Raw genomic sequence first — 19,987 nt, forward strand, 5'->3', positions numbered from 1 at the left:
TGGAAATGCAATCCAATTTATTGTTCGTGATTAGACAAATACAAAGAAGAGTTGGGGAGTGGAGAGATGAAGAAGAAATGGTTTTATCAGATGGGGCTGGTTGCAGTGGTATTAAGCTTATTGCTTGCAGCGTGCGGCAACAATGAGGAACCTGCATCCACGACAACAGAGAGCGGCTCCGGAGCTGCGACCGGTGACACAATCAAGGTAGGGGTGCTGCATTCCTTGAGCGGAACGATGGCAATCAGTGAGGTATCCGTTCGGGACGCAGAGATGATGGCGATTGAAGAAATCAACGCAGCTGGCGGTGTGCTTGGCAAGAAGATCGAAGCGATTCAAGAGGATGGCGCATCCGACTGGCCAACCTTTGCTGAGAAAGCACGTAAGCTGCTCTCGGAAGATAAAGTCGCAACCGTGTTTGGAGGATGGACGTCTTCCAGCCGTAAAGCGATGAAACCGGTGTTTGAAGAATTGAACGGATTACTCTGGTATCCAGTGCAATATGAAGGCCTCGAAGCCTCCCCTAACATTTTCTATACAGGTGCAACAACCAATCAACAAATCATTCCAGCGGTCGACTGGCTGCTCGAGAATCGCGGCAAAAGGTTCTATCTGCTTGGTTCGGACTACGTATTCCCTCGTACAGCAAATCTGATCATCAAAGAGCAATTAAAAGCAAAAGGCGGAGAAATGGTTGGAGAGGAATATACGCCGCTCGGCCATACGGACTACAGCACAATCATCAGTAAAATCAAAGAAGCGAAGCCGGACGTTGTTTTCAACACACTAAACGGCGACAGTAACGTTGCCTTCTTCAAACAGCTGCAGGATGCAGGCATTACGGCGAAAGATATGACAACACTGTCCGTATCGGTGGCCGAAGAAGAAATTCGCGGCATCGGCGTAGACGTGCTGCAAGGTCAGCTGGCTGCATGGAACTACTACCAAACGACGGATACACCAGCGAACAAAACGTTCGTTGCGAACTATAAGAAGAAATACGGCGAAGACCGCGTAACGGCAGACCCTATCGAAGCAGGCTACACCGCAGTATACCTGTGGAAGGCTGCAGTAGAGAAGGCAGGCTCGACCGACGTGGATAAAGTGAAAGAAGCGGCGAAAGGGCTCGAGTGGGATGCTCCTGAAGGTAAAGTGACGATTGATGGAGAGACACAGCATATTTTCAAAACCGTGCGGATCGGCGAAGTGCAGGCTGACGGACAGTTCAAAGAGCTGTGGAACTCCGGGGATGCGGTTAAACCGGATCCATTCTTGAAAGGCTACGATTGGGCAGCAAGCATCAAACCGACGGATTAATCGGGTGGGCTTAAGCTAAGCGGCAGTGATTAAGGTCAGGAGTATTCGACAGATTTTTGCTTCGGATACTCCTTTTCCTTTTGTGGCGTAAATCATGAAGGAGTTGAGGGTGTATGGAGGTAATTGCGTTGCAGTTGTTTAATGGGCTGAGCGTCAGTTCGATTTTGCTGCTGATTGCGCTTGGCTTAGCCATTACGTTCGGTTTGATGAAGGTTATCAATATGGCGCACGGAGAGCTTATTATGATCGGTGCTTACTCCACGTACTTGACGCAAAATATATTTAACGATTATTTGCCGAAATCGATGTTCGACTGGTATTTCGTGCTCGCGATTCCTGTCAGCTTCCTGATTGCCTTCTTATTCGGCCTTATTCTTGAAATGACCCTCATTCGGTTTCTATACGGCAGACCACTCGACAGCCTGCTCGCTACATGGGGTGTTGGTCTGGTGCTGCAGCAGCTCGCGAGGTCCATCTTCGGAGCCCCAAACGTTGCGGTGACGAGCCCGTCCTGGCTGGATGGTGGTGTTACCTTCCTTGGAGCGGTGCTTCCATACAAACGGTTGTTTATTATCGGGCTTGTCGCACTCACGCTGCTTGCGATGTACTTCTATATTTACCGCAGCCTTGAAGGGCGCAGAATGCGGGCGGTTATGCAAAATCGCGATATGGCTGCATGCCTTGGTGTATCGACGCGCCGCGTTGATGCAATGACATTTGCAATCGGCTCGGGGATTGCAGGCATTGCCGGATGTGCGCTTACGCTGCTTGGTCCAATTGGACCTTCGCTTGGCACTTATTATATTGTAGACGCCTTTATGGTTGTGGTTCTTGGCGGGGTCGGCAAGCTGGTTGGTACCGTGCTTGGTGCGCTTGGAATCGGTGTATTTAATACGATGTTCGAATATTGGACGAATGCATCGCTTGGCAAAGTACTCGTATTTATCTGTATCGTTGCTTTCCTGCAATGGAGACCGATGGGGTTCATCGCGATGCGCTCGCGTTCGCTTGATTCATAGAGAAAGGTGGAGAATCGATGTTGACACTAAGAAAATTATCTCCCCAACGTTTATGGCTGCTCGCCGGATATGCAGCGTCTGCAGCAGCTCTGTTCTCAGCCCCGATGTTCTTAAGCGACTTCCGGCTAAATCTGCTTGCCAAGTTCCTGGCTTTTGCGATTGTCGCGCTTGGCCTTGATCTCATCTGGGGCTACACCGGTATTCTTAGCCTAGGGCATGGCATCTTCTTTGGTCTTGGCGCCTATGCAATGGCGATGTACTTAAAGCTTGAGGCAAGTGGCGGGAAGCTTCCGGATTTTATGGGCTGGAGCGGCTTAAAAAAGCTGCCGTGGTTCTGGAGGCCGTTCGAGAATTTCGGATTTGCGGTGCTGATGGGGATCCTTATACCTGCTGCATTGGCACTGTTTCTTGGTTTTTTCACCTTCCGTAACCGAATCCGCGGCGTCTATTTCACCATTCTTACGCAGGCGCTTGTCATCATTACGACAACGCTGCTTGTTGGTCAGCAGGCGTATACTGGCGGGACGAACGGCGTTACGGGTTTTAGCAAAATATTAGGGGAATCCATTGCTTCGCCCGATACGAAAAGGCTGTTGTATTGGGTGACCGCAGCGGTGCTGGTGGCGGTGTTTATTTTGTGCCGTTACGTCGTGAAAAGCCGGTTCGGCAAAGTGCTTCGCGCCATCCGTGACGGAGAGAACCGGGTTCGATTCATCGGTTATAATCCGGCTGTTTATCAGATGGTTATTTTCACATTGTCGGCTGCGATTGCGGGGATTGCAGGAATGCTGTTTGTCCTCCATGTTGGTATTATTTCGCCTTCTATGATGGGGATTGTGCCTTCGATTGAGATGGTGCTATGGGTTGCTATTGGTGGTCGTGGCACGTTGATCGGTGCGGCACTTGGCGCTGTGCTGATGAACTGGGCAAAAAGCGAGTTCAGCACGACCTATCCGGAAGGCTGGACATATTTCCTTGGTGGCGTGTTTATCCTTGTCGTTGTCTTTCTGCCAAATGGGCTCGCGGGCCTGGTCAGTAAGCTCAAATTTAGCAAAACAAGAGAGGTTAGGAGTGAGGTGGAGCATGACGGAATCGAGCATCCTGCAGTGTGATGAGGTGACTGTGGCGTTTGACGGGTTCAAAGCGATTCAGGGCATGAGCCTGCATTTACAGAAAGAAGAGCTTCGTTTTCTAATTGGCCCTAATGGTGCTGGTAAAACAACAATGCTGGACGTCATTTGCGGCAAGGTAAAGCCGACGACTGGCACGGTTACCTTCAAGCAATCCATCGATATTGCGAAGAAAAAAGAGCATCAGATTGCCGAGCTTGGCATCGGACGCAAGTTTCAAGCGCCGTCAATTTTTCCATCAATGACGGTGTTCGAGAATTTGGAGATTGCGATGCGCCAGCGGCGCGGCGTGTTTACGGTACTGTTTGCCCGGATGAAGGCGGAGGAGCGGGAACGTATCGAGCAGCAGCTTGTTATGATTGGGCTTCAGGATAAGGCTGATTGGAGGGCAGGCGGCTTATCGCATGGCGAGAAGCAATGGCTTGAGATTGGCATGATGCTGCTCCAAGAGCCGGAAGTCTTGCTTCTGGATGAGCCTGTAGCAGGGATGACCGATAAGGAAACGGATAAAACAGGTGAGCTCTTGATCGAGATAGCAAGGCATCGTTCGATCGTTGTGGTGGAGCATGATATGGAGTTTGTCCGTAATTTTGCGAGCAAGGTGACGGTCATGCATGAAGGGAAGCTGCTGAAGGAAGGCTCGATGGAAGAGGTGCAGCGGGATGACCGTGTAGCGGAAGTTTATCTAGGGAAAAGGCGGGATGCGGATGTTAGCCGTTCAACAGCTTGAAGCTGGTTATGGGGAAAGCATCATTTTGCGTAATGTCACGCTGCGGGTGGAGCCGGGGCAGGTCGTCTGCCTGCTTGGACGTAACGGAGTAGGAAAGACAACGCTCATGAAGAGTATTATGGGCTTGCTCAAGGCGCGTAAAGGAAAGGTAGCATATAACGGACGCGAACTGACGAAGGCCGCGCCGGGACGCCGTGCAAAGAGTGGTATCGGTTATGTGCCGCAGGGACGTGAAATCTTCGGACAGCTGACGGTGTATGAGAATATATTGGTCGGCCTTGAGGCTTCGCGGGATAATAAGCACCAGTCCATTCCGGAAGAGGCGATCGCCAACTTCCCGGTGCTGCCCACGATGTACACCCGGCGCGGCGGCGACCTGAGCGGCGGCCAGCAGCAGCAGCTGGCTTTTGCTCGAGCACTCGCTTCAAAGCCGGACTTGCTGCTGCTCGATGAGCCCTGCGAGGGGATCCAGCCATCCATCGTTGATGATATCCGTGATGTAATCCGATCCATTAAGGCGGATGGGAAAACATCGATTTTGCTGGTGGAGCAAAGCCTTGATTTTGTGAAAAGTGTTGGTGATTATTTCTACGTGTTAGAAAAGGGTGCTATCGCATGGGAAGGCGGCCTGGAGGCTCTGAGTGATGAAGTGATTAAGAAGTATTTGACGGTGTAGGGCCCCAAAGTTATTATCTGACCTGTCTAGAAACGCGGTCTACATTGGATTATCTCCACTAGAATGATACGCGGAGAATGATAGAAGAAGCCTACGTTGGATTTACTCCATTAGAATTCTCGAGAATGACAGAAGATTCGTATAAATGGAGGATTTCAATGGATTTAATCCAATCAAGGTTCGAAGCGGTACACCATTTAAGCTTAAATATTGGATGAAATCCAATGTAAGATCCAAGGTAAATAAAAGCGGTTGTACAAGGTAGGAAAACCTGTGCAGCTGCTTTTTTGTTGTGATCAAATATCAAATATGCTACAAACCTACTTGCGGTGTTTTCTTTATGCAACGATAAGGCAAGGATAGTACGGAAACCTGCTTTATCATTTTTATCATTACTTTTTGTTCCGCTGGCGGAATGCCTTGGCAGTCATGCCAGTTTCACGCTTGAACATGCTGCAAAATTGCACCTCGCTGGAAAACCCGCATGAGTGAGCGATCTGGGAGATTTGTTCGTTTGTCTCGTACAGCATGAGTTTGGCGTAGTTCATCCGCTTATTGAACAAGAATTGCAACGGCGGAACTCCGTACTCTTCCTTAAACAAGTGGCGGAAGCGGTCATAGCTGTACCCGGACATTTTGGCTAACTCTTCGACTGAAATCTTCTGCCGGAAATGCTCTTCCATATAGTTTCGTACATATTGCAATTGGTTCATGAGCGGCTGTTCTGATTTGCGTGAATCTGTCAGCCTGCTAATCTGAATCACGAGCTCACCAGTCATAAAATTCAGCATTTCGGAGTATCCTTGCTTCTTTCCTTTGAACTCCTCATACATACGTAAAATAAGAGGCTTGATGCCGCTGTTCTCATGGTCTTTGATAATTGTATTCATGTTTCCGAGAGTGTCGCTGTCGCTGTGGAATCCGATGAACAAAACCTCTCCTTCGGAATCATGCCGTTCATCATGTACCGTTCCCGGGGCGATGACTGCAAGCATGTCACCGCCGAATGTATAAAATTTGGAGCCGATTCGGGACTCGCCAGATCCACCGAAATAATAGACTAACTCGTAGCATTCGTGACTATGCGGGGGAATATACCGGCTTTTCTCCCGATTGGAATAGAATAGAAAGTCGAGCAGATTCACGCTGCAGCCCTCCTTCAATTTTAGCCGAATCATATAATAATATTGACCGAATGGCAATAAAGATAACGGCAGTATTTTGCTACAATGAGGTCACATTGATGCCGGATCTATTATTGGCGCTGATCATAAGGCCATCGATGATACACAACGATGAAGCGAGGAATTGGTCAATGAGAAAAGCTTTCATGCTGCTGTTCCTAATGACTCTATTTTTTGTAACCGCTTGCGAGAAGAATATTTCTTCCCCGGATACATCGGGAAGTGCAGCTCCGAATAAGGGGGCAAATGGGGATGCAACAACTGATGGAAAAGATGCTTTCAAGGTCGTACTGCTTATCCCAGGTACGCTTGGGGACAAGTCATTCTTTGATGCCGCCAACGCCGGCGTAGAACAAGCTAAGCAAACGCTTGGCGTAGAGACAAAAGTTATTGAGATGGGTACCGATCAAACGAAGTATCAGCCTACCTTGGAGGATGTCGCTGCGCAGGATTGGGATCTTATTATTTCTGGCGGCTCGCAAATTACAGAGCTTATGAACGCGACAGCTCAGAGTCATCCGGACAAGAAATTTATTAACTACGATACGGACATCGCAGAGCTTGCTTCAAACGTCTACGGCGTATCGTATGCAACAAACGAAGTTTCCTTCCTTGCTGGAGCAACGGCGGCATTGGCATCCACCTCAGGACTGCCAAATGCTAATCCGGACAAGAAGATTGGCTTTGTTGGCGGCATGGATATTCCCGGCATTAATGCCTTCCTCGTAGGCTACATCGAGGGTGCGAAATATGTCGTACCTGACATAAAAGTAGCGATCTCTTATGCTGGAGATTTTGCAAATCCAGGTAAGGGCAAAGAGCTCTCATTGCTGCAGTATAAATCGGGCGTAGATGTGATCTTTAACGTTGCAGGCGGGACAGGGCTTGGTGTGTTCGACGCTGCCAAAGATCAGACGAAATATGCCATTGGTGTCGACTCCGATCAATCCGCAATGATGCAAGGTACCGATGATACAAAAGCGAACCTGATCGTTACATCTGCTATCAAGAAAATTGACGAAATGATATTAAACGCTGTGAAGCAAGCAAAAGAAGGCACGCTGCCAACCGGCAAGCTGGTCGTTGCAGGCCTGCAGCAAGGCGGTGTTGGTCTTGCCGAGAACAATGTATACGTCCAGGTTCTACCGGAAGATCTGCGCACCGAAATCGATGAATTAAAAACGAAGCTCGCATCCGGAGAGATTAAGGTGAGCAACGCAATGGGCATGGATACGGCGGCGATTGATCAGATTCGTCAATCTGTGAAGCCATAATTCCGAAGGGGATTCTGCCAAGCGGAATCCCCTTTCTATTTGAAGTCACTCCGTAAAAGAAAGGAGACGTTGAACAAGTATGGGATCTACTCCATTGCTTGAAATGCGCAACATAACAAAAGTATATCCAAACGGCGTTGTTGCCAATTCGAATGTCAACTTCTCTCTGAATGAAGGCGAGATTCATGCCATCGTGGGCGAGAATGGAGCGGGCAAGTCTACCCTTATGAAAATGATCTTCGGTATGGAAGAGCCAAGTGAGGGCGAAATGCGGCTGGCCGGCCGAACGCTTCGGTTCCGATCGCCGCAGGACGCCATAGACAACGGAATTGGTATGGTGCATCAGCACTTCATGCTTGTCCCTTCTTTTACTGTGGTGCAAAATATCGTGCTTGGGATGGAACCAACCAAGGCTGGATATATCGACTATAAAGAAGCTGTTCGGATGACGGAGGCGTTGTCGGCCAAGTACAACCTTGCGATTGATCCACTTGCAAAGGTCGAGAATTTGTCTGTCGGGATGAAGCAGAAGGTTGAGATCTTGAAAGTACTCATTCGCGGTGCCAAAATTCTGATTCTGGACGAGCCGACGGCTGTACTTACACCGCAGGAGACGGAAGAGTTGTTCCGCGAGCTAAAGGGATTGAAGCGTGAAGGCCATACGATCGTGTTTATTTCCCATAAACTCAAGGAAGTAAAAGAAATTTGTGACCGCATTACGATTATGCGCAGCGGCAAGACGGAAGGTGTATTCACGACATCGGACATGTCCGAGCAGGATATCTCTCGCTTGATGGTTGGCAGGGATGTTGTGCTCAAGTATGAGAAAGCTGGTCGGCCTGCCGGCTCCGCTGTCCTCAGGGCGAAGGGACTATCGTACGTTGGTACGGAAGGCAAGGTGCTGCTGCGCAATGTCAGCTTTTCGGTTCGCGAAGGGGAGATCGTGGGCATTGCAGGCGTGGAAGGCAATGGGCAGGCAGAGCTTGTTAAGGCCTTGACGGGTGGCATGCCGGGGGTTTCGGGAACGGCAGAGGTCGCAGGGGAGAGTCTTATTGGGCGTCCAATCAAGGAAGTCCGGGATAGAGGCGTCTCCTATATACCGGAAGACCGAATGCACCAAGGGGTATCTAAGGAGGCTAGTATCTCGGACAATTTGATCGCGATGTTTTACCGAATGAAGGAATGGAATCGAGGTTTATTCTTGAATAAGCGGAAAATCACTAGGTTCTCCGAGGAGCAAATCGCCCGCTATAACGTGCGCTGCAACGGGCCAGAGCAGCCCATTGGCATGTTGTCCGGCGGTAATATGCAGAAGATTGTTGTCGCTCGGGAATGCGAAGCGGCGCCTAAGCTGCTCATTGCCGAGCAGCCGACGAGAGGCGTTGATATCGGTGCGGCGCGGCTTATTCATGAGAAGCTGCTGGAGATGAGGAATGATGGCTGTGCCATTCTGCTTCTGTCGGCAGATTTGAATGAAATCCTTGAGGTAAGCGATAGTTTGCTAGTTATGTATAACGGACAGTTCGTCGCGTATTACCCAGACGTTAAACATGTAACGGAAGAAGAATTAGGCTTTGCGATGCTTGGTATCAAACGCCAGGACGAAGCCGAAGTAAGGAGAGCTCTCCATGATTAAAGCCATCCACTTTGAGAAAATACGGACGATTGCGGTTATTGCGATATCGCTGCTCCTGACGCTGATCGTTATTGCGGTTGTGAGCGATGACCCGCTGCGCACGATGGTCGTTTTCTTGACCGAGCCTATCTCTTCGGTTTCGCATATTGGTAACGTAGTCGAAATGGCAATTCCCTTAATGTTTACGGGTTTGTCCGTCGCTTTGTTGTTCAGGGCGAATCTGTTCAACCTCGGTGCAGAGGGTCTGTTCTATTTTGCCGGGATTATTGCTTCCACGGTAGCCATTCATGTCACATTAAGCTCATTTCTTCACCCGATTGCTGCCATATTGGCAGGCGGATTGACAGGAGCGCTGCTATCAGCGATTCCAGGTGTCCTGAAAGCCAAATGGAACGTCAATGAGCTGGTCACGTCACTTATGTTCAACAGCATCTTGTTCGGTGTTGGTCTGTACTTGCTCAATTACAAGCTCCGGGATCCGCAATCGTTCATGAATGCATCTTATAAATTTAACACGACGGCGATGCTCAATAATCTCGTACCGGGAACGCGAATTCATATTGGTCTGATTCTGGCACTCCTATCTATATTGGCTGTGCATTATTACTTGTACAAAACAAAATGGGGTTACGAGCTGCGTATGACAGGCTCGAACCGCTCCTTTGCTGAGTATTCGGGGATTAATACAACAAAGGTTATTATCGTTGTTCATCTTATTGCAGGTTTCCTCGCTGGTATGGGCGGCTCGGTCGAAGTGCTCGGGATGTATAACCGATTTCAATGGACAGGCCTTCCCGGCTATGGATTGGACGGGGCACTTGTTGCGCTTCTCGCCAAGAACAACCCTTTGTCGGTGATTGGTGCGGCACTCTTCCTGGCTTACATCCGTATCGGTGCCGATCAAATGGCCCGTATGTCCGATGTACCAGCAGAGCTGATCTCAATTGTTCAGGCTGTCATTATTTTGCTTATATCCGCAGAACAGTTTCTGAAGTTCTGGAAGACTCGCATGCTGCTCAAGGAGGCGGGTATCCATGAATGATTTTTTCGATATTCTGTTTTCCACAGACTTTGCCTTCTCTGTTCTCCGCGTTATGACGCCAATCTTGTTCGCTGCACTAGGGGCACTGATCTCGAATAAAGCTGGTATCGTGAATATTGGTATGGAAGGAACGATGCTTACTTCGGCATTGACTGGTGTTATCGTCAGTGCCTATACAGGCAGCTCGTGGCTCGGACTTCTCGCTGGTATTGCAGCCGGAGTTGCGATTGCTGCATTACTCGGATTTTTTACACTGAAATTTAAAACTCATATCATTCTTGGCGGTATTGCGGTAAACATGTTCGCCTCAGGAGGTACCGTATTTATCTTGTATCTGGTGAGCGGAGACAAAGGTGCGTCAACGTCCTTGAAAAGCGGAGTGTTGCCATCGCTTCATATTCCGCTGCTGCAGGATATCCCTGTGCTTGGTCCTATATTGTCCGGTCATAATGTGCTTACTTATATTTCGGTGCTTTGCGTTGCTGGTCTGTATTATATGCTTGCCAAAACTCCGCTTGGACTGCGTATCCGTGCCGTTGGCGAGAATCCGCAGGCAGCCCAGTCCGTTGGTGTCCGCGTGAACCGCGTTCAATTCACAGCCCTCCTGATCTCGGGATTCTTCGCAGCGCTTGGCGGCGTATACATGTCGATGGGTTATCTGTCTCTCTTCACAAGAGATATGACGGCCGGACGAGGCTGGATTGGTATCGCGGCTGAAGCCGTAGGTCGAAGCTCGACAATAGGCACGTTCCTGTCCTCACTGCTCTTCGGAGCAGCAGATGCCTTGGCAAATGCGCTGCAAGTATTGAAGATTCCGGCGGAGTTAATTGGAACGACGCCTTATGTAGTTACGGTTATCGGTCTGGTTGTTTACGCGATTACAGAAGCGAAAGTAAAGAGCCGGAAGCTGGCTAAAAACCTAGATAAGAATAAATAACAGCCGTTTATTCATCAAACGATCAAGATCGATTGGTGGATCCGGGAGAGGATGGAATTATGATTCGTCTTATTATCGATACGGATATTGGCAGCGACATTGACGATGCGATGGCGCTGGCCCTTGCACTGCGCTCGCCAGAGCTGAAGCTTGAAGGAGTAACAACGGTATACGGGGATGCTCAATTGCGCGCCAAGATGGTTAGCAAAATGATACAGCTTTCCGGTAAATCGGACATACCTGTTATGGCAGGATTAGATCGTCCGCTGCTTGGCAACCGCCCGATCTGGATGGCGGGGCATGAGGGGGAAGGACTGCTGGAACCGGGTGAAGAACTAAGGTTTGACAGCCGTCATGCCGTTGATTTCATTATTGAAACGGTCATGAATAATCCGGGAGAAATTACGCTTATTCCGATTGGCCCTTTGACCAATATTGCGGCTAGTCTCATTCGGGAACCGAAGATCGCAAGTCATGTTAAGGAGATCGTCCTGATGGGCGGTGCGACGAGGCTTGCTGATAATGGCGCGGACATTCGTGTGGTGGAGCATAACATTGCCTGCGACCCGGAAGCTGCTTCGGTCGTATTTGGCAGTGGAGCACCGATCGTGATGGTTGGCCTAGATGTGACGATGAAGGTTCAAATTACGGAAAAGGAACGGCAAAGCCTGATCGACTCGAATGATCCTCTAAATTTGAAACTTGCCGATATGATGGAGCGCTGGTTCGGCTTCGTCAAGGAGCAGCATACGTATATGCACGATCCGCTTACGGTCTCTTTACTGATTGACCGCAGCCTTGTTCAGACAAAGAAGATGAGAATTGAGGTTGAATATGATCATCGGCCAAGAACTGGTCAGACGATTGCGACGCTTGCGGACAATCCGAACGTAGAAGTCTGCCTCGAGGTTGATGCGGACAGGATGGTTCAGCTCTTGATAAGCCGCCTTCTCAAGGAGGGGGCTTGAATGAGCACTCGCAAAGGTAAAGTTGTAGTCGTGGGCAGTCTGAACATGGACATCGTAGTCCAGACGACACGGTTTCCGGAAAAAGGCGAGACGTTGTCCGGGCAGGAAGTTCATTTCCATCCCGGCGGCAAAGGGGCTAATCAGGCTGTTGCATGCGCAAGACAGGGGCATGAGACAGTGATGCTTGGTGCTGTTGGAGAGGATGCTTTCGGCAAAAGTCTGCTTGAATCGCTTGAAGGAAATGGTGTGAACACTGGCCGCTTGCTGTCAAAGCCAGGGGTCGTAACTGGTATTGCCTCCATAACGCTGGCCGAGCAGGATAATTCGATTGTAGTTGTGCCAGGAGCGAACGGTGCGCTTACTTCCGTGGACGTGACCGCATGGAAGGACATTATTTCAGAGGCAGCCATTATGCTTGTCCAACTCGAGATCCCGATGGAAGCCGTGGCTGAAGCCGTGAATCTTGCGGAAGGGCAAGGCATTCCTATCATTCTAAATCCGGCACCAGCCTGCAATATTCCAGAAGATATTCTTCGTAAAGTAAGCTATATAACACCGAACCAGTCCGAGCTGTATGCGATTACGGGTATCGATCCGGAAGCCGAAGGGCTTGAGAAGGCCATAGATGCCTTACTTGACCGCGGACCTGAAATTGTCATTGCGACGCTTGGCAGCAAAGGTGCGGCTTGGAAAGAGCGCGGCGGCAGCCTGCACCGTGCTGCGGCTCATCGGGTCGAGGTTGCGGATACGACTGGAGCAGGTGATGCATTCAACGGCGGCTTGGCCTGCTCTCTGGCTATGAGCCTTGGAATTGAGTATAGTGTTAAACATGGCATAGCTGTATCAGCACTTGCTGTCACTAAGTTTGGTGCCCAGGACGGTATGCCGACATTGCAAGAAGTAGAGTTATTCAAATCTAGATAAAAGATCATGGGAGGCAGTCATGAATCGCACTAAGATGATTATTGATGCAGACACAGGAATCGACGATGCGCTTGCCATTTTATATGGACTCAAGTCGCCGAAGATTGATATGGAGGGCATTACAACGGTATTTGGCAACATTCCCGTTGAGATGGCAACGGATAATACGCTGCGCATACTAAAGCTCGCTGGGCGGGAGCATGAAATCCCTGTCAGTGAAGGGGCAGGACGCCCGCTTACCCGCAGCTTGAATGGGTTCTCGACGCATGTTCATGGCGGGAACGGTATCGGGGATGTTGAGCTTCCGGTATCCTCGCAGCAGAAGCTCGAAGAGCCTGCGGCAGATTTCATTATACGCAAGGCTGAAGAACTCAGGGGCGAGCTCGTCATTGTTGCGATGGGCAGACTAACCAATATTGCGCATGCGCTGCAAAAGGATCCGGGGCTGCCTTCCAAGGTGAAGCATCTGTATATCATGGGCGGAGCGGTTAACGTACCGGGTAATGTAACTCCCGTATCGGAAGCGAATATTTGGGGAGATCCGGAAGCCGCCGACTTGGTCATCCAGTCAGGCATGTCGATTACGCTCGTTGGCCTTGATGTAACGATGAAGACGTTACTCCATCAGAGCCATCTGGATTCCCTAGCGCGGTTAAGCAAATCGGAGAATCAGCCGATTGTCAGCTTCATTAATCAATCGATGCAATATTATTTTGACTTTTACCGGGAAGTCAACGCTTACCGTGAATGCGCTCCTATGCATGACCCGCTGACGGTGCTGATTGCTGTTGAGCCGGGAATCGTCCGGACCCAGACCATGCATTTATCCGTTGAGTGCGGGGGCGAGCATTGTGCAGGCATGACCGTAGCTGATCAACGTGTGAAGCCGTCTGTTGGAAGTCCTGTCCAGGTATGCGTCGACGTATCGGCAGAGCAGGCAATTGATCTGCTGCTAGAAGTATTCATATAAGGTTATGAGTTCAAAACAGAGCACGGCGAGAGATTAGCCGATGCTCTGTTTTTTTTGTTTTTTGTTGCAGGCAACGTGGATTACTACGTTAGAATAATATCCAATTTAATGATATTAGAAAAAACCTAACCACTTCTTGCAGGTATTTTTGCGCCCCGGATCGACAACCGGAGTAACGCCAGCTTTATCAAGCTTCTCTAATAAGGCATCTGAGCCATGCTTGAGTTTAAAGCTCATTTCACTATTATAAAGAGGCATTATTCGGCATAACTGAAATCTTCCGCTCCATCAGGCACCGTCATAGGCATATTACTCATTCCGCAGGTTATCAAGGTAATAATGTAGTTTCTCTCTTGGGCTGGAGCGACGAACAAGATATCGAGATGAATGAGATCGGAGATCATTTCATGGAAAACGGCTTGAATGGGCCCGATATGCTTTTCGACATGCTCGGAAATGAGATCAAGGGAAACTTCATTAGTCTTTGGGATAAAGATTTAATATTATTAATTAAATAATACAATTTTGTGCATTTTTTGGATACATCCAGTTTTAGTGCTTAAATACTTGAAATATCGCAATAATTGAGAAGCGTATAGTAACATTTTTGGGGAGTTTTGTTAGGAGAATGAGTACAATACATTTATGAAAGCGCATTCATGCTTTGTATCGTATAAAAATTAGAAAAAGGAGGCTATATCTATTTTGCGGAATTTGAAACGATGTCTTTCTCTGACACTTATTACTGCGATGGTTTCCTCATTCGCCACCTTCACAACAACAGCCGTTGCGAGTGAGCCGAGCTCCGAATCGCAGCTTGCTCCCGCTGGGCTGAATTATGATCAATACCCGGCGTTGAAGGACGTATACAAGGATTACTTCAAGGTTGGTACGGTCGGCTCCTTGGCGGGCCCCAGGTCGGGCCTTATCAGTTACAATTTTAACGCGTACACACCAGAGAACGAGATGAAGCCCCAAAGCGTGCAGAACGTCAAAGGCAATTTTACCTTTGATACCTTGGACGGGCTGCTAAATAACGTTACCACCTTGTCCAGCGATATTGCACTGATCGGGCATACACTTGCGTGGCATTCGCAGACACCCAACTGGATGTGGGACGCGCCTAATTTCAATCGGGATACTGCGCTGGACAATCTTAATACCCATATCGATAGTGTCCTTGGCAGATACGGTGGACAGCTTTACAGCATTGACGTGGTGAACGAAGCGATCGGCAAAGCGACCCCAAGCGATTGGAAAGCTTCCTTGGATGAAGGAGAAGGCTGGTCTCTAGCTCTCGGCTCGGATTGGGTTGAACTTGCTTTCCTGGAGGCGGCCAAAGTAATTGACGAGAACGGCTGGGATACGAAGCTGTACTACAATGATTTTGGTCTCGACAGCGCAGCCAAAGCTCAAACCGTGTACGCGATGGTTAAGGAAATCAACGAGAAATACGCCGGCACACGTCCGAACGGCAAGCCATTAATTGAAGGCATTGGTATGCAGGAGCATTACAACAGCAGCACGAAGCCTGAGAATGTAGAAGCCTCCATTAAGCTGTTCGCAACCCTGCCGGGCGTGAATGTGAGCGTCACCGAGCTTGATATGGAATGGCCTAATCTGGGTTCTCTCACATCAGCACAGGCTGTGGCGCAAGCCCAAAAGTACGCACAGTTCTTCCAGATCTACAAGAAGTACGCCGCGGGTCCGGCAAATGACACGGAAAATCCGAAGGTCATTGAGCGTGTGACGTTCTGGGGCTCGAATGATGGAGACAGCTGGAAGCATGATGGCTTACCGCTGCTCTTCAACGCTCCGAGTGGGACGGATATAACGGCCAAAGAGGCGCTGGTAGCGGTTCTCGATCCAGACACTTACCTTGCAGAGAATCCTGTTGTAGATGAGCCTGAACAGGAGCAAAAAGAGCCTGTTGACGGTGTTCATGTCTATGATACAAGCAAGGGGGACTCCTGGTCTGGTGCAAATATCATCCTTGGCAATAACGCGAGCGCATGGCCTTGGTCGACGGCGGGCGAAGATGGCAAAGCAGCCTTCAAACCCGAGAAAGATGCGACGTATCGTATTTCCGTTAATTTAACATCACTTGGAACTAATGCTATACGCATGCGTTGGCTCAAAGATGATACAAACGGCTCCTTCACTTCGGCCGATGCAGCAGCAGTCAACAGTCATCCCTATTCGGCTGACCAGGTCGCCACGGCATTACCTGCCTACTTCAACAGTGGCATGTCGACTGGCAACAGCTACACCTTAGTGAATGAAATCAAACTCGACGGCTCCCAAACTGCCGATGGCCTGATTGGCAACATTGCTATACGCGGAGGTGCAGGAGGCAATAGCTTCTCTATCAATTGGATCAAAGTGGAGAAAATTAGTACCGGCGATGTGTCCGATAAATTGCTGGTCAATTGGCCGGATGGTATGCCAAAAGCCGGAACACAAGGCGTTTATATTTATAACACATCTAACGGAGACAGCTGGTCTGGTGCGAACATCGTTCTAGGCAATAACGCAAGTGCGTGGCCATGGTCGACGGCAGGTGAGGATGGCCAAGTGGCCTTCACTCCTGAGAAAAACTCGGCGTATCGGATCTCCATCAATTACACCTCGATGGGCACAAGTGCTATACGCGTGCGCTGGCTCAAAGATGAATCAAACGGCGGCTACACCTCGGCTGATGCCGCAGCTGTTAACGCTCATCCGTATTCAGCCAGCCAAGTTGCTGCTGCAATACCTGCTTACTTCAACAGCGGTATGGTGAATGCCGGAACCTACACGTTAACTAGTGAAGTTACGATGGACGGCACCCAGCCTGCTGATGGCCTGATTGGCAACATCGGGATCCGCGGAGGAGCGGGAGGAAACAGCTTCTTGATTAACTGGATCAAAGTGGAGAAGATTGGTGCCGACGGCGCGGTTGATAAGCTGCTTGTTAATTGGCCGGAAGGAATCGACGAGCCAGGTACAGAGCCTGGAGAAAACGAAGAGCCTGCGATCGTAATCCCGCCTGCTGGCCAAACTTATGAAGCATATCCGGCACTGAGGGATGTCTACAAAGATTACTTCACTATGGGGATTTTTGGCGCAGGCGAGAATAATGCCTTGATCCACAATTTTGCCTCGTTTACGCCTGGCAATCAGATGAAGCCTGAAAGCACGCAAAATGTTAAGGGCACTTTTACGTACGATAGCACAGACAATACGTTCAACAACCTTACTAACCAGAACCCGGACATGTTGTTCTACGGGCATACGCTGGCTTGGCATTCGCAGACACCTACGTGGATGTGGGACGCTCCGCCTGCCAGATATGGACAGCCAGGCACGTTCGACAAGGACACCGCCCTAGCCAATCTCAATAATCACATTGAGAATGTACTTGGTTACTACGGTGGACGTCTTACAGGCATCGACGTAGTTAATGAAGCTGTTGGTACGGCGAACCCGAACGACTGGAAAGCCTCGCTCGCTAAAGGAGAAGGCTGGTACATGGCGCTTGGCTGGGAGTGGGTTGAGCTTGCATTCCTGAAAGCAGCCAGCGTGGTGGACAGTCACCCAGATTGGGATGTCAAACTGATCTACAATGACTTTGGTCTTGATTCACCGAGCAAGGCTCGCGTTGTCTATGAGATGGTTAAGGACATTAACGAGCGCTACGCTGGCGTGCGTCCAAACGGCAAGCCATTAATTGAAGTCATCGGTATGCAATCGCACTATAACCTGACCACAAGTGCGGAAGATGTCGAGAACTCCATTAAGCTGTTCGCGACGCTTCCAGGTGTCAGTATCAATATTACGGAGATGGATATCGGCAGCCCGCCTGTTGGAACTCTCACTCCAGAAAATGAGAACAACCAAGCTATGAAGTTCGCTGAGTTGTTCCAGATTTACAAAAAGTATGCGACAGGTTCAGCCAACAAGACGGACAACCCGAAAGTTATCGATCGCGTAAGTATTTGCGGCGTGAGAGATGCAACAACCGGATGGCGTGCTGGCGAATTTGCACTGCTGTTCACTTCGGAAGGACTGGCCAAGGATGCGTTGGTGGCGGTTCTAGATCCTGCTGCGTATCTTGGAACACATGAATACATTGAGCCGGAGACCGGTCCGAAGCAAGAGCCGCTTGACGGCGTCCATGTCTATGACGCTGGTAATGGAGACGCTTGGACCGGCGCGAATATCATCCTAGGCAATGACGTGAATGCGTGGCCGTGGTCGACGGCGGGTGAGGATGGCAAAGTAGCTTTTACACCGGAGAAGGATGCGAAATACCGTCTTACCTTCAACTACACCGCGAAAGGGACGACTGCCCTTCGTGTTCGTTGGAGCAAAGATGATACAAACGGCGGTTACACCGAGGCTGATGGAGCGGCTGTCAACAGCCATCCGTATTCAGCTAGCGAAGTAGCTGCTGCACTACCTGCGTACTTCAACAGCGGCATGGTGAATATGGGAAGCTATACCTTAACAACAGAAATCCAATTGGATGGTTCACAGCCTGCCAATGGCTTAATTGGCAATATTGCCATCCGTGGCGGCGGCGGCGGCAATGCCTACACGATCAACTGGATTAAAGTGGAGAAGATTGGTGCCGGTGGCACTGCTGATCAACTTCTGGTTGACTGGCCGAAAAAAGTCGAAGTTCCAGCTGCACCTGCAGCACCGACTAATGTTTCCGCACAAGCGAAGAGCACAAGCGAGATTGAAGTCAGCTGGACAGCTGCGGACAACGCAACGGGCTACAATGTTTATCGTTCTGCTTCCGCAGATGGTGAATATAGCAAAGTGAATACGCAGCTGATTACCGAAACCAATTTCCGTAACAGCGGCTTGTCCGCATCGACTACCTATTTCTACAAGGTGATGGCTGTCAATGATGCAGGTGAATCCGAGCTATCCGCTGCAGCGCAAGCGACAACGAATAAAAGTACGAATTCGGGGACTTCTCCATCAACACCTACAGATCAAACTCCAGTGAAGCCTGGTGAAGTGAAGGCAGAAGTTGATGCAAATGGTAATAGTCACAGCCGATGATGTAAAAAAGGCTCTATCTGAAGCGCAGGCTGGTACCTTGAAGTTACAAGTTCAAGATGTCCAGAATATGAAGCAGGTTACGGTCTCTATACCGGTTGATCAGGTGGAAGCAGCCAAAGAAGCAGGCATTAAACGTATCGAGATTTCCTCCGGATTCGCGTCTGTACAGCTGCCTGTATCGTTATTCGAAGGCACGGCAAGTCATGCAAATGTTGAATTAACCATAGCTAAGGTGGACAACAGTACGTTGCCCCAAGAAGTGCGCGGAGTCGTAGGTTCGAACACTGTATATGACTTCAATCTGAGCGTTAATGGTCTGAAAATCAATGACTTCGGTCAAGGTCAAACTGTGAAAGTGGCGGTGCCTTACACACTTAAGTCTGGTGAAAACCCGGGTCAGGTCGTGATCTACTATTTGACGGAAGATGGCAAGCTCGAAGTGATCAAGAATGGCCGTTATAACAAGGATACGGGCATGGTGGAATTTAACGCGAAGCATTTCAGCAAATACGCCGCCATCGCCAATCCTGTACATTTCAACGATGTAAAAGCAGTCGCATGGGCAAGTGAAAGTATTGAGGGACTAGCTGCACGTGGAGTTGTAAATGGTGTTACAAAAGATACATTTGCACCAGGCAATTCGGTTACTAGAGCCGAGTTTATCCAAATGTTAATGCTAACGCTTGACCTGAACCAGGTTAACGCAACTAGTACTTTCTCGGATGTTAAGCAAGGCGCATGGTATTACAACTCGATTGCTTCAGCTCAGCAGCTTGGTATCGTGTCTGGACTGACTGATGGAACGTTCTGTATCAACAACAAGATTACTCGTCAAGAGATGGCTGCAATGGCATATCAAGCGATTCGGAAAGCAGGAATTATGCTGGATGAAGGGAATCCGGCATCTGGCTTCCAAGACGCGCAAGACATTGCAAGCTATGCCCAAGAAGCGGTGACTGTCATGAATCAGGCAGGTATCATCAAAGGCGTCGGCAACGACAAGTTTGATCCTAAGGGAACGGCAACTCGTGCTCAAGCGGCAGTTATTTTGTATCAATTGTTAATGAAGTCTCTTTAAGTACAGCACCCTGCAGACTATGATCTGCAGGGTGCTTTTTCGATTTA

At 49.4% G+C, this 19,987-nt stretch carries 17 protein-coding genes; 14 read left to right on the forward strand and 3 right to left on the reverse strand.

Annotated features, from left to right (window positions below; translation table 11 throughout):
* Nucleotides 1-66 precede the first annotated feature (66 nt).
* The 5 genes from urtA (at nucleotide 67) to urtE (ending at nucleotide 4,872) form a co-directional block, all read left to right on the forward strand.
* Entirely contained in the window at nucleotides 67-1,317 is a 1,251-nt protein-coding gene (gene urtA / locus AB4Y93_RS14970) for an urea ABC transporter substrate-binding protein (RefSeq protein ID WP_441893231.1), read from the forward strand.
* A gap of 113 nt (nucleotides 1,318-1,430) precedes the next feature.
* Nucleotides 1,431-2,336 (forward strand): urea ABC transporter permease subunit UrtB, encoded by a 906-nt coding sequence (urtB, locus tag AB4Y93_RS14975; protein ID WP_441893233.1) that lies wholly within the window; start codon nucleotides 1,431-1,433, stop codon nucleotides 2,334-2,336.
* A gap of 17 nt (nucleotides 2,337-2,353) precedes the next feature.
* Nucleotides 2,354-3,448 carry an urea ABC transporter permease subunit UrtC gene (urtC, locus tag AB4Y93_RS14980; protein ID WP_441893235.1) on the forward strand — a complete coding sequence of 365 codons (1,095 nt, stop codon included), beginning with the start codon at nucleotides 2,354-2,356 and terminating at the stop codon, nucleotides 3,446-3,448.
* On the forward strand, nucleotides 3,420-4,196 hold the full coding sequence (urtD, locus tag AB4Y93_RS14985) for an urea ABC transporter ATP-binding protein UrtD (RefSeq protein WP_441893237.1): 777 nt from the start codon (nucleotides 3,420-3,422) through the stop codon (nucleotides 4,194-4,196). Before urtC ends, urtD begins: the two co-directional genes overlap by 29 nt.
* On the forward strand, nucleotides 4,174-4,872 hold the full coding sequence (gene urtE / locus AB4Y93_RS14990; RefSeq protein ID WP_441893239.1) for an urea ABC transporter ATP-binding subunit UrtE: 699 nt from the start codon (nucleotides 4,174-4,176) through the stop codon (nucleotides 4,870-4,872). The genes urtD and urtE overlap by 23 nt, the downstream gene beginning before the upstream one ends.
* A 392-nt stretch (nucleotides 4,873-5,264) precedes the next feature.
* Here the strand turns inward: urtE and AB4Y93_RS14995 are convergent, their stop codons facing one another.
* Complete coding sequence (locus AB4Y93_RS14995; protein ID WP_441893241.1) at nucleotides 5,265-6,017, reverse strand: AraC family transcriptional regulator; 753 nt, start codon at nucleotides 6,015-6,017, stop codon at nucleotides 5,265-5,267.
* 170 nt (nucleotides 6,018-6,187) lie between these two features.
* On the opposite strand from AB4Y93_RS14995, the gene AB4Y93_RS15000 reads away from it, so the two are divergent.
* The 7 genes from AB4Y93_RS15000 (at nucleotide 6,188) to AB4Y93_RS15030 (ending at nucleotide 13,807) form a co-directional block, all read left to right on the forward strand.
* The gene (locus tag AB4Y93_RS15000) at nucleotides 6,188-7,330 is read left to right on the forward strand and encodes a BMP family lipoprotein (protein ID WP_441893243.1); all 1,143 of its coding nucleotides are present in this window, start codon (nucleotides 6,188-6,190) and stop codon (nucleotides 7,328-7,330) included.
* Between the two features lie 79 nt (nucleotides 7,331-7,409).
* Nucleotides 7,410-8,966 (forward strand): ABC transporter ATP-binding protein, encoded by a 1,557-nt coding sequence (locus AB4Y93_RS15005; RefSeq protein ID WP_441893245.1) that lies wholly within the window; start codon nucleotides 7,410-7,412, stop codon nucleotides 8,964-8,966.
* Complete coding sequence (locus AB4Y93_RS15010) at nucleotides 8,959-10,008, forward strand: ABC transporter permease (RefSeq protein ID WP_441893247.1); 1,050 nt, start codon at nucleotides 8,959-8,961, stop codon at nucleotides 10,006-10,008. The genes AB4Y93_RS15005 and AB4Y93_RS15010 overlap by 8 nt, the downstream gene beginning before the upstream one ends.
* On the forward strand, nucleotides 10,001-10,945 hold the full coding sequence (locus AB4Y93_RS15015; protein ID WP_441893249.1) for an ABC transporter permease: 945 nt from the start codon (nucleotides 10,001-10,003) through the stop codon (nucleotides 10,943-10,945). The genes AB4Y93_RS15010 and AB4Y93_RS15015 overlap by 8 nt, the downstream gene beginning before the upstream one ends.
* A gap of 59 nt (nucleotides 10,946-11,004) precedes the next feature.
* On the forward strand, nucleotides 11,005-11,913 hold the full coding sequence (locus AB4Y93_RS15020; RefSeq protein WP_441893251.1) for a nucleoside hydrolase: 909 nt from the start codon (nucleotides 11,005-11,007) through the stop codon (nucleotides 11,911-11,913).
* The gene (gene rbsK / locus AB4Y93_RS15025; RefSeq protein ID WP_441893253.1) at nucleotides 11,914-12,837 is read left to right on the forward strand and encodes a ribokinase; all 924 of its coding nucleotides are present in this window, start codon (nucleotides 11,914-11,916) and stop codon (nucleotides 12,835-12,837) included.
* Between the two features lie 19 nt (nucleotides 12,838-12,856).
* A complete protein-coding gene (locus AB4Y93_RS15030; protein WP_441893255.1) occupies nucleotides 12,857-13,807 on the forward strand; it encodes a nucleoside hydrolase in 951 nt (316 codons plus the stop codon).
* A gap of 114 nt (nucleotides 13,808-13,921) precedes the next feature.
* Here the strand turns inward: AB4Y93_RS15030 and AB4Y93_RS15035 are convergent, their stop codons facing one another.
* Both AB4Y93_RS15035 and AB4Y93_RS15040 read right to left on the reverse strand, forming a co-directional pair.
* Complete coding sequence (locus AB4Y93_RS15035; RefSeq protein WP_441893257.1) at nucleotides 13,922-14,065, reverse strand: suppressor of fused domain protein; 144 nt, start codon at nucleotides 14,063-14,065, stop codon at nucleotides 13,922-13,924.
* Nucleotides 14,065-14,211, reverse strand: a complete 147-nt coding sequence (locus AB4Y93_RS15040) for a suppressor of fused domain protein (protein WP_441893259.1) — start codon at nucleotides 14,209-14,211, stop codon at nucleotides 14,065-14,067. The genes AB4Y93_RS15035 and AB4Y93_RS15040 overlap by 1 nt, the downstream gene beginning before the upstream one ends.
* Before the next feature lie 301 nt (nucleotides 14,212-14,512).
* Here AB4Y93_RS15040 and AB4Y93_RS15045 point away from each other — a divergent pair, with 301 nt between their 5' ends.
* Both AB4Y93_RS15045 and AB4Y93_RS15050 read left to right on the forward strand, forming a co-directional pair.
* A complete protein-coding gene (locus AB4Y93_RS15045) occupies nucleotides 14,513-18,862 on the forward strand; it encodes an endo-1,4-beta-xylanase (RefSeq protein ID WP_441893261.1) in 4,350 nt (1,449 codons plus the stop codon).
* Nucleotides 18,840-19,940 carry an S-layer homology domain-containing protein gene (locus AB4Y93_RS15050; protein ID WP_441893263.1) on the forward strand — a complete coding sequence of 367 codons (1,101 nt, stop codon included), beginning with the start codon at nucleotides 18,840-18,842 and terminating at the stop codon, nucleotides 19,938-19,940. Before AB4Y93_RS15045 ends, AB4Y93_RS15050 begins: the two co-directional genes overlap by 23 nt.
* The last annotated feature ends 47 nt before the right edge of the window (nucleotides 19,941-19,987 follow it).

This window comes from Paenibacillus sp. YAF4_2 (assembly GCF_052113225.1).
GTDB lineage: Bacteria > Bacillota > Bacilli > Paenibacillales > Paenibacillaceae > Pristimantibacillus.

Coding starts and splice junctions, on each gene's coding strand:
- urtA (WP_441893231.1), top strand. CDS start 67: ATGAAGAAGAAATGGTTTTATCAGATGGGGCTGGTTGCAGTGGTATTA.
- urtB (WP_441893233.1), top strand. CDS start 1,431: ATGGAGGTAATTGCGTTGCAGTTGTTTAATGGGCTGAGCGTCAGTTCG.
- urtC (WP_441893235.1), top strand. CDS start 2,354: ATGTTGACACTAAGAAAATTATCTCCCCAACGTTTATGGCTGCTCGCC.
- urtD (WP_441893237.1), top strand. CDS start 3,420: ATGACGGAATCGAGCATCCTGCAGTGTGATGAGGTGACTGTGGCGTTT.
- urtE (WP_441893239.1), top strand. CDS start 4,174: ATGTTAGCCGTTCAACAGCTTGAAGCTGGTTATGGGGAAAGCATCATT.
- AB4Y93_RS15000 (WP_441893243.1), top strand. CDS start 6,188: ATGAGAAAAGCTTTCATGCTGCTGTTCCTAATGACTCTATTTTTTGTA.
- AB4Y93_RS15005 (WP_441893245.1), top strand. CDS start 7,410: ATGGGATCTACTCCATTGCTTGAAATGCGCAACATAACAAAAGTATAT.
- AB4Y93_RS15010 (WP_441893247.1), top strand. CDS start 8,959: ATGATTAAAGCCATCCACTTTGAGAAAATACGGACGATTGCGGTTATT.
- AB4Y93_RS15015 (WP_441893249.1), top strand. CDS start 10,001: ATGAATGATTTTTTCGATATTCTGTTTTCCACAGACTTTGCCTTCTCT.
- AB4Y93_RS15020 (WP_441893251.1), top strand. CDS start 11,005: ATGATTCGTCTTATTATCGATACGGATATTGGCAGCGACATTGACGAT.
- rbsK (WP_441893253.1), top strand. CDS start 11,914: ATGAGCACTCGCAAAGGTAAAGTTGTAGTCGTGGGCAGTCTGAACATG.
- AB4Y93_RS15030 (WP_441893255.1), top strand. CDS start 12,857: ATGAATCGCACTAAGATGATTATTGATGCAGACACAGGAATCGACGAT.
- AB4Y93_RS15035 (WP_441893257.1), bottom strand. CDS start 14,065: ATGCCTCTTTATAATAGTGAAATGAGCTTTAAACTCAAGCATGGCTCA.
- AB4Y93_RS15040 (WP_441893259.1), bottom strand. CDS start 14,211: ATGATCTCCGATCTCATTCATCTCGATATCTTGTTCGTCGCTCCAGCC.
- AB4Y93_RS15050 (WP_441893263.1), top strand. CDS start 18,840: ATGGTAATAGTCACAGCCGATGATGTAAAAAAGGCTCTATCTGAAGCG.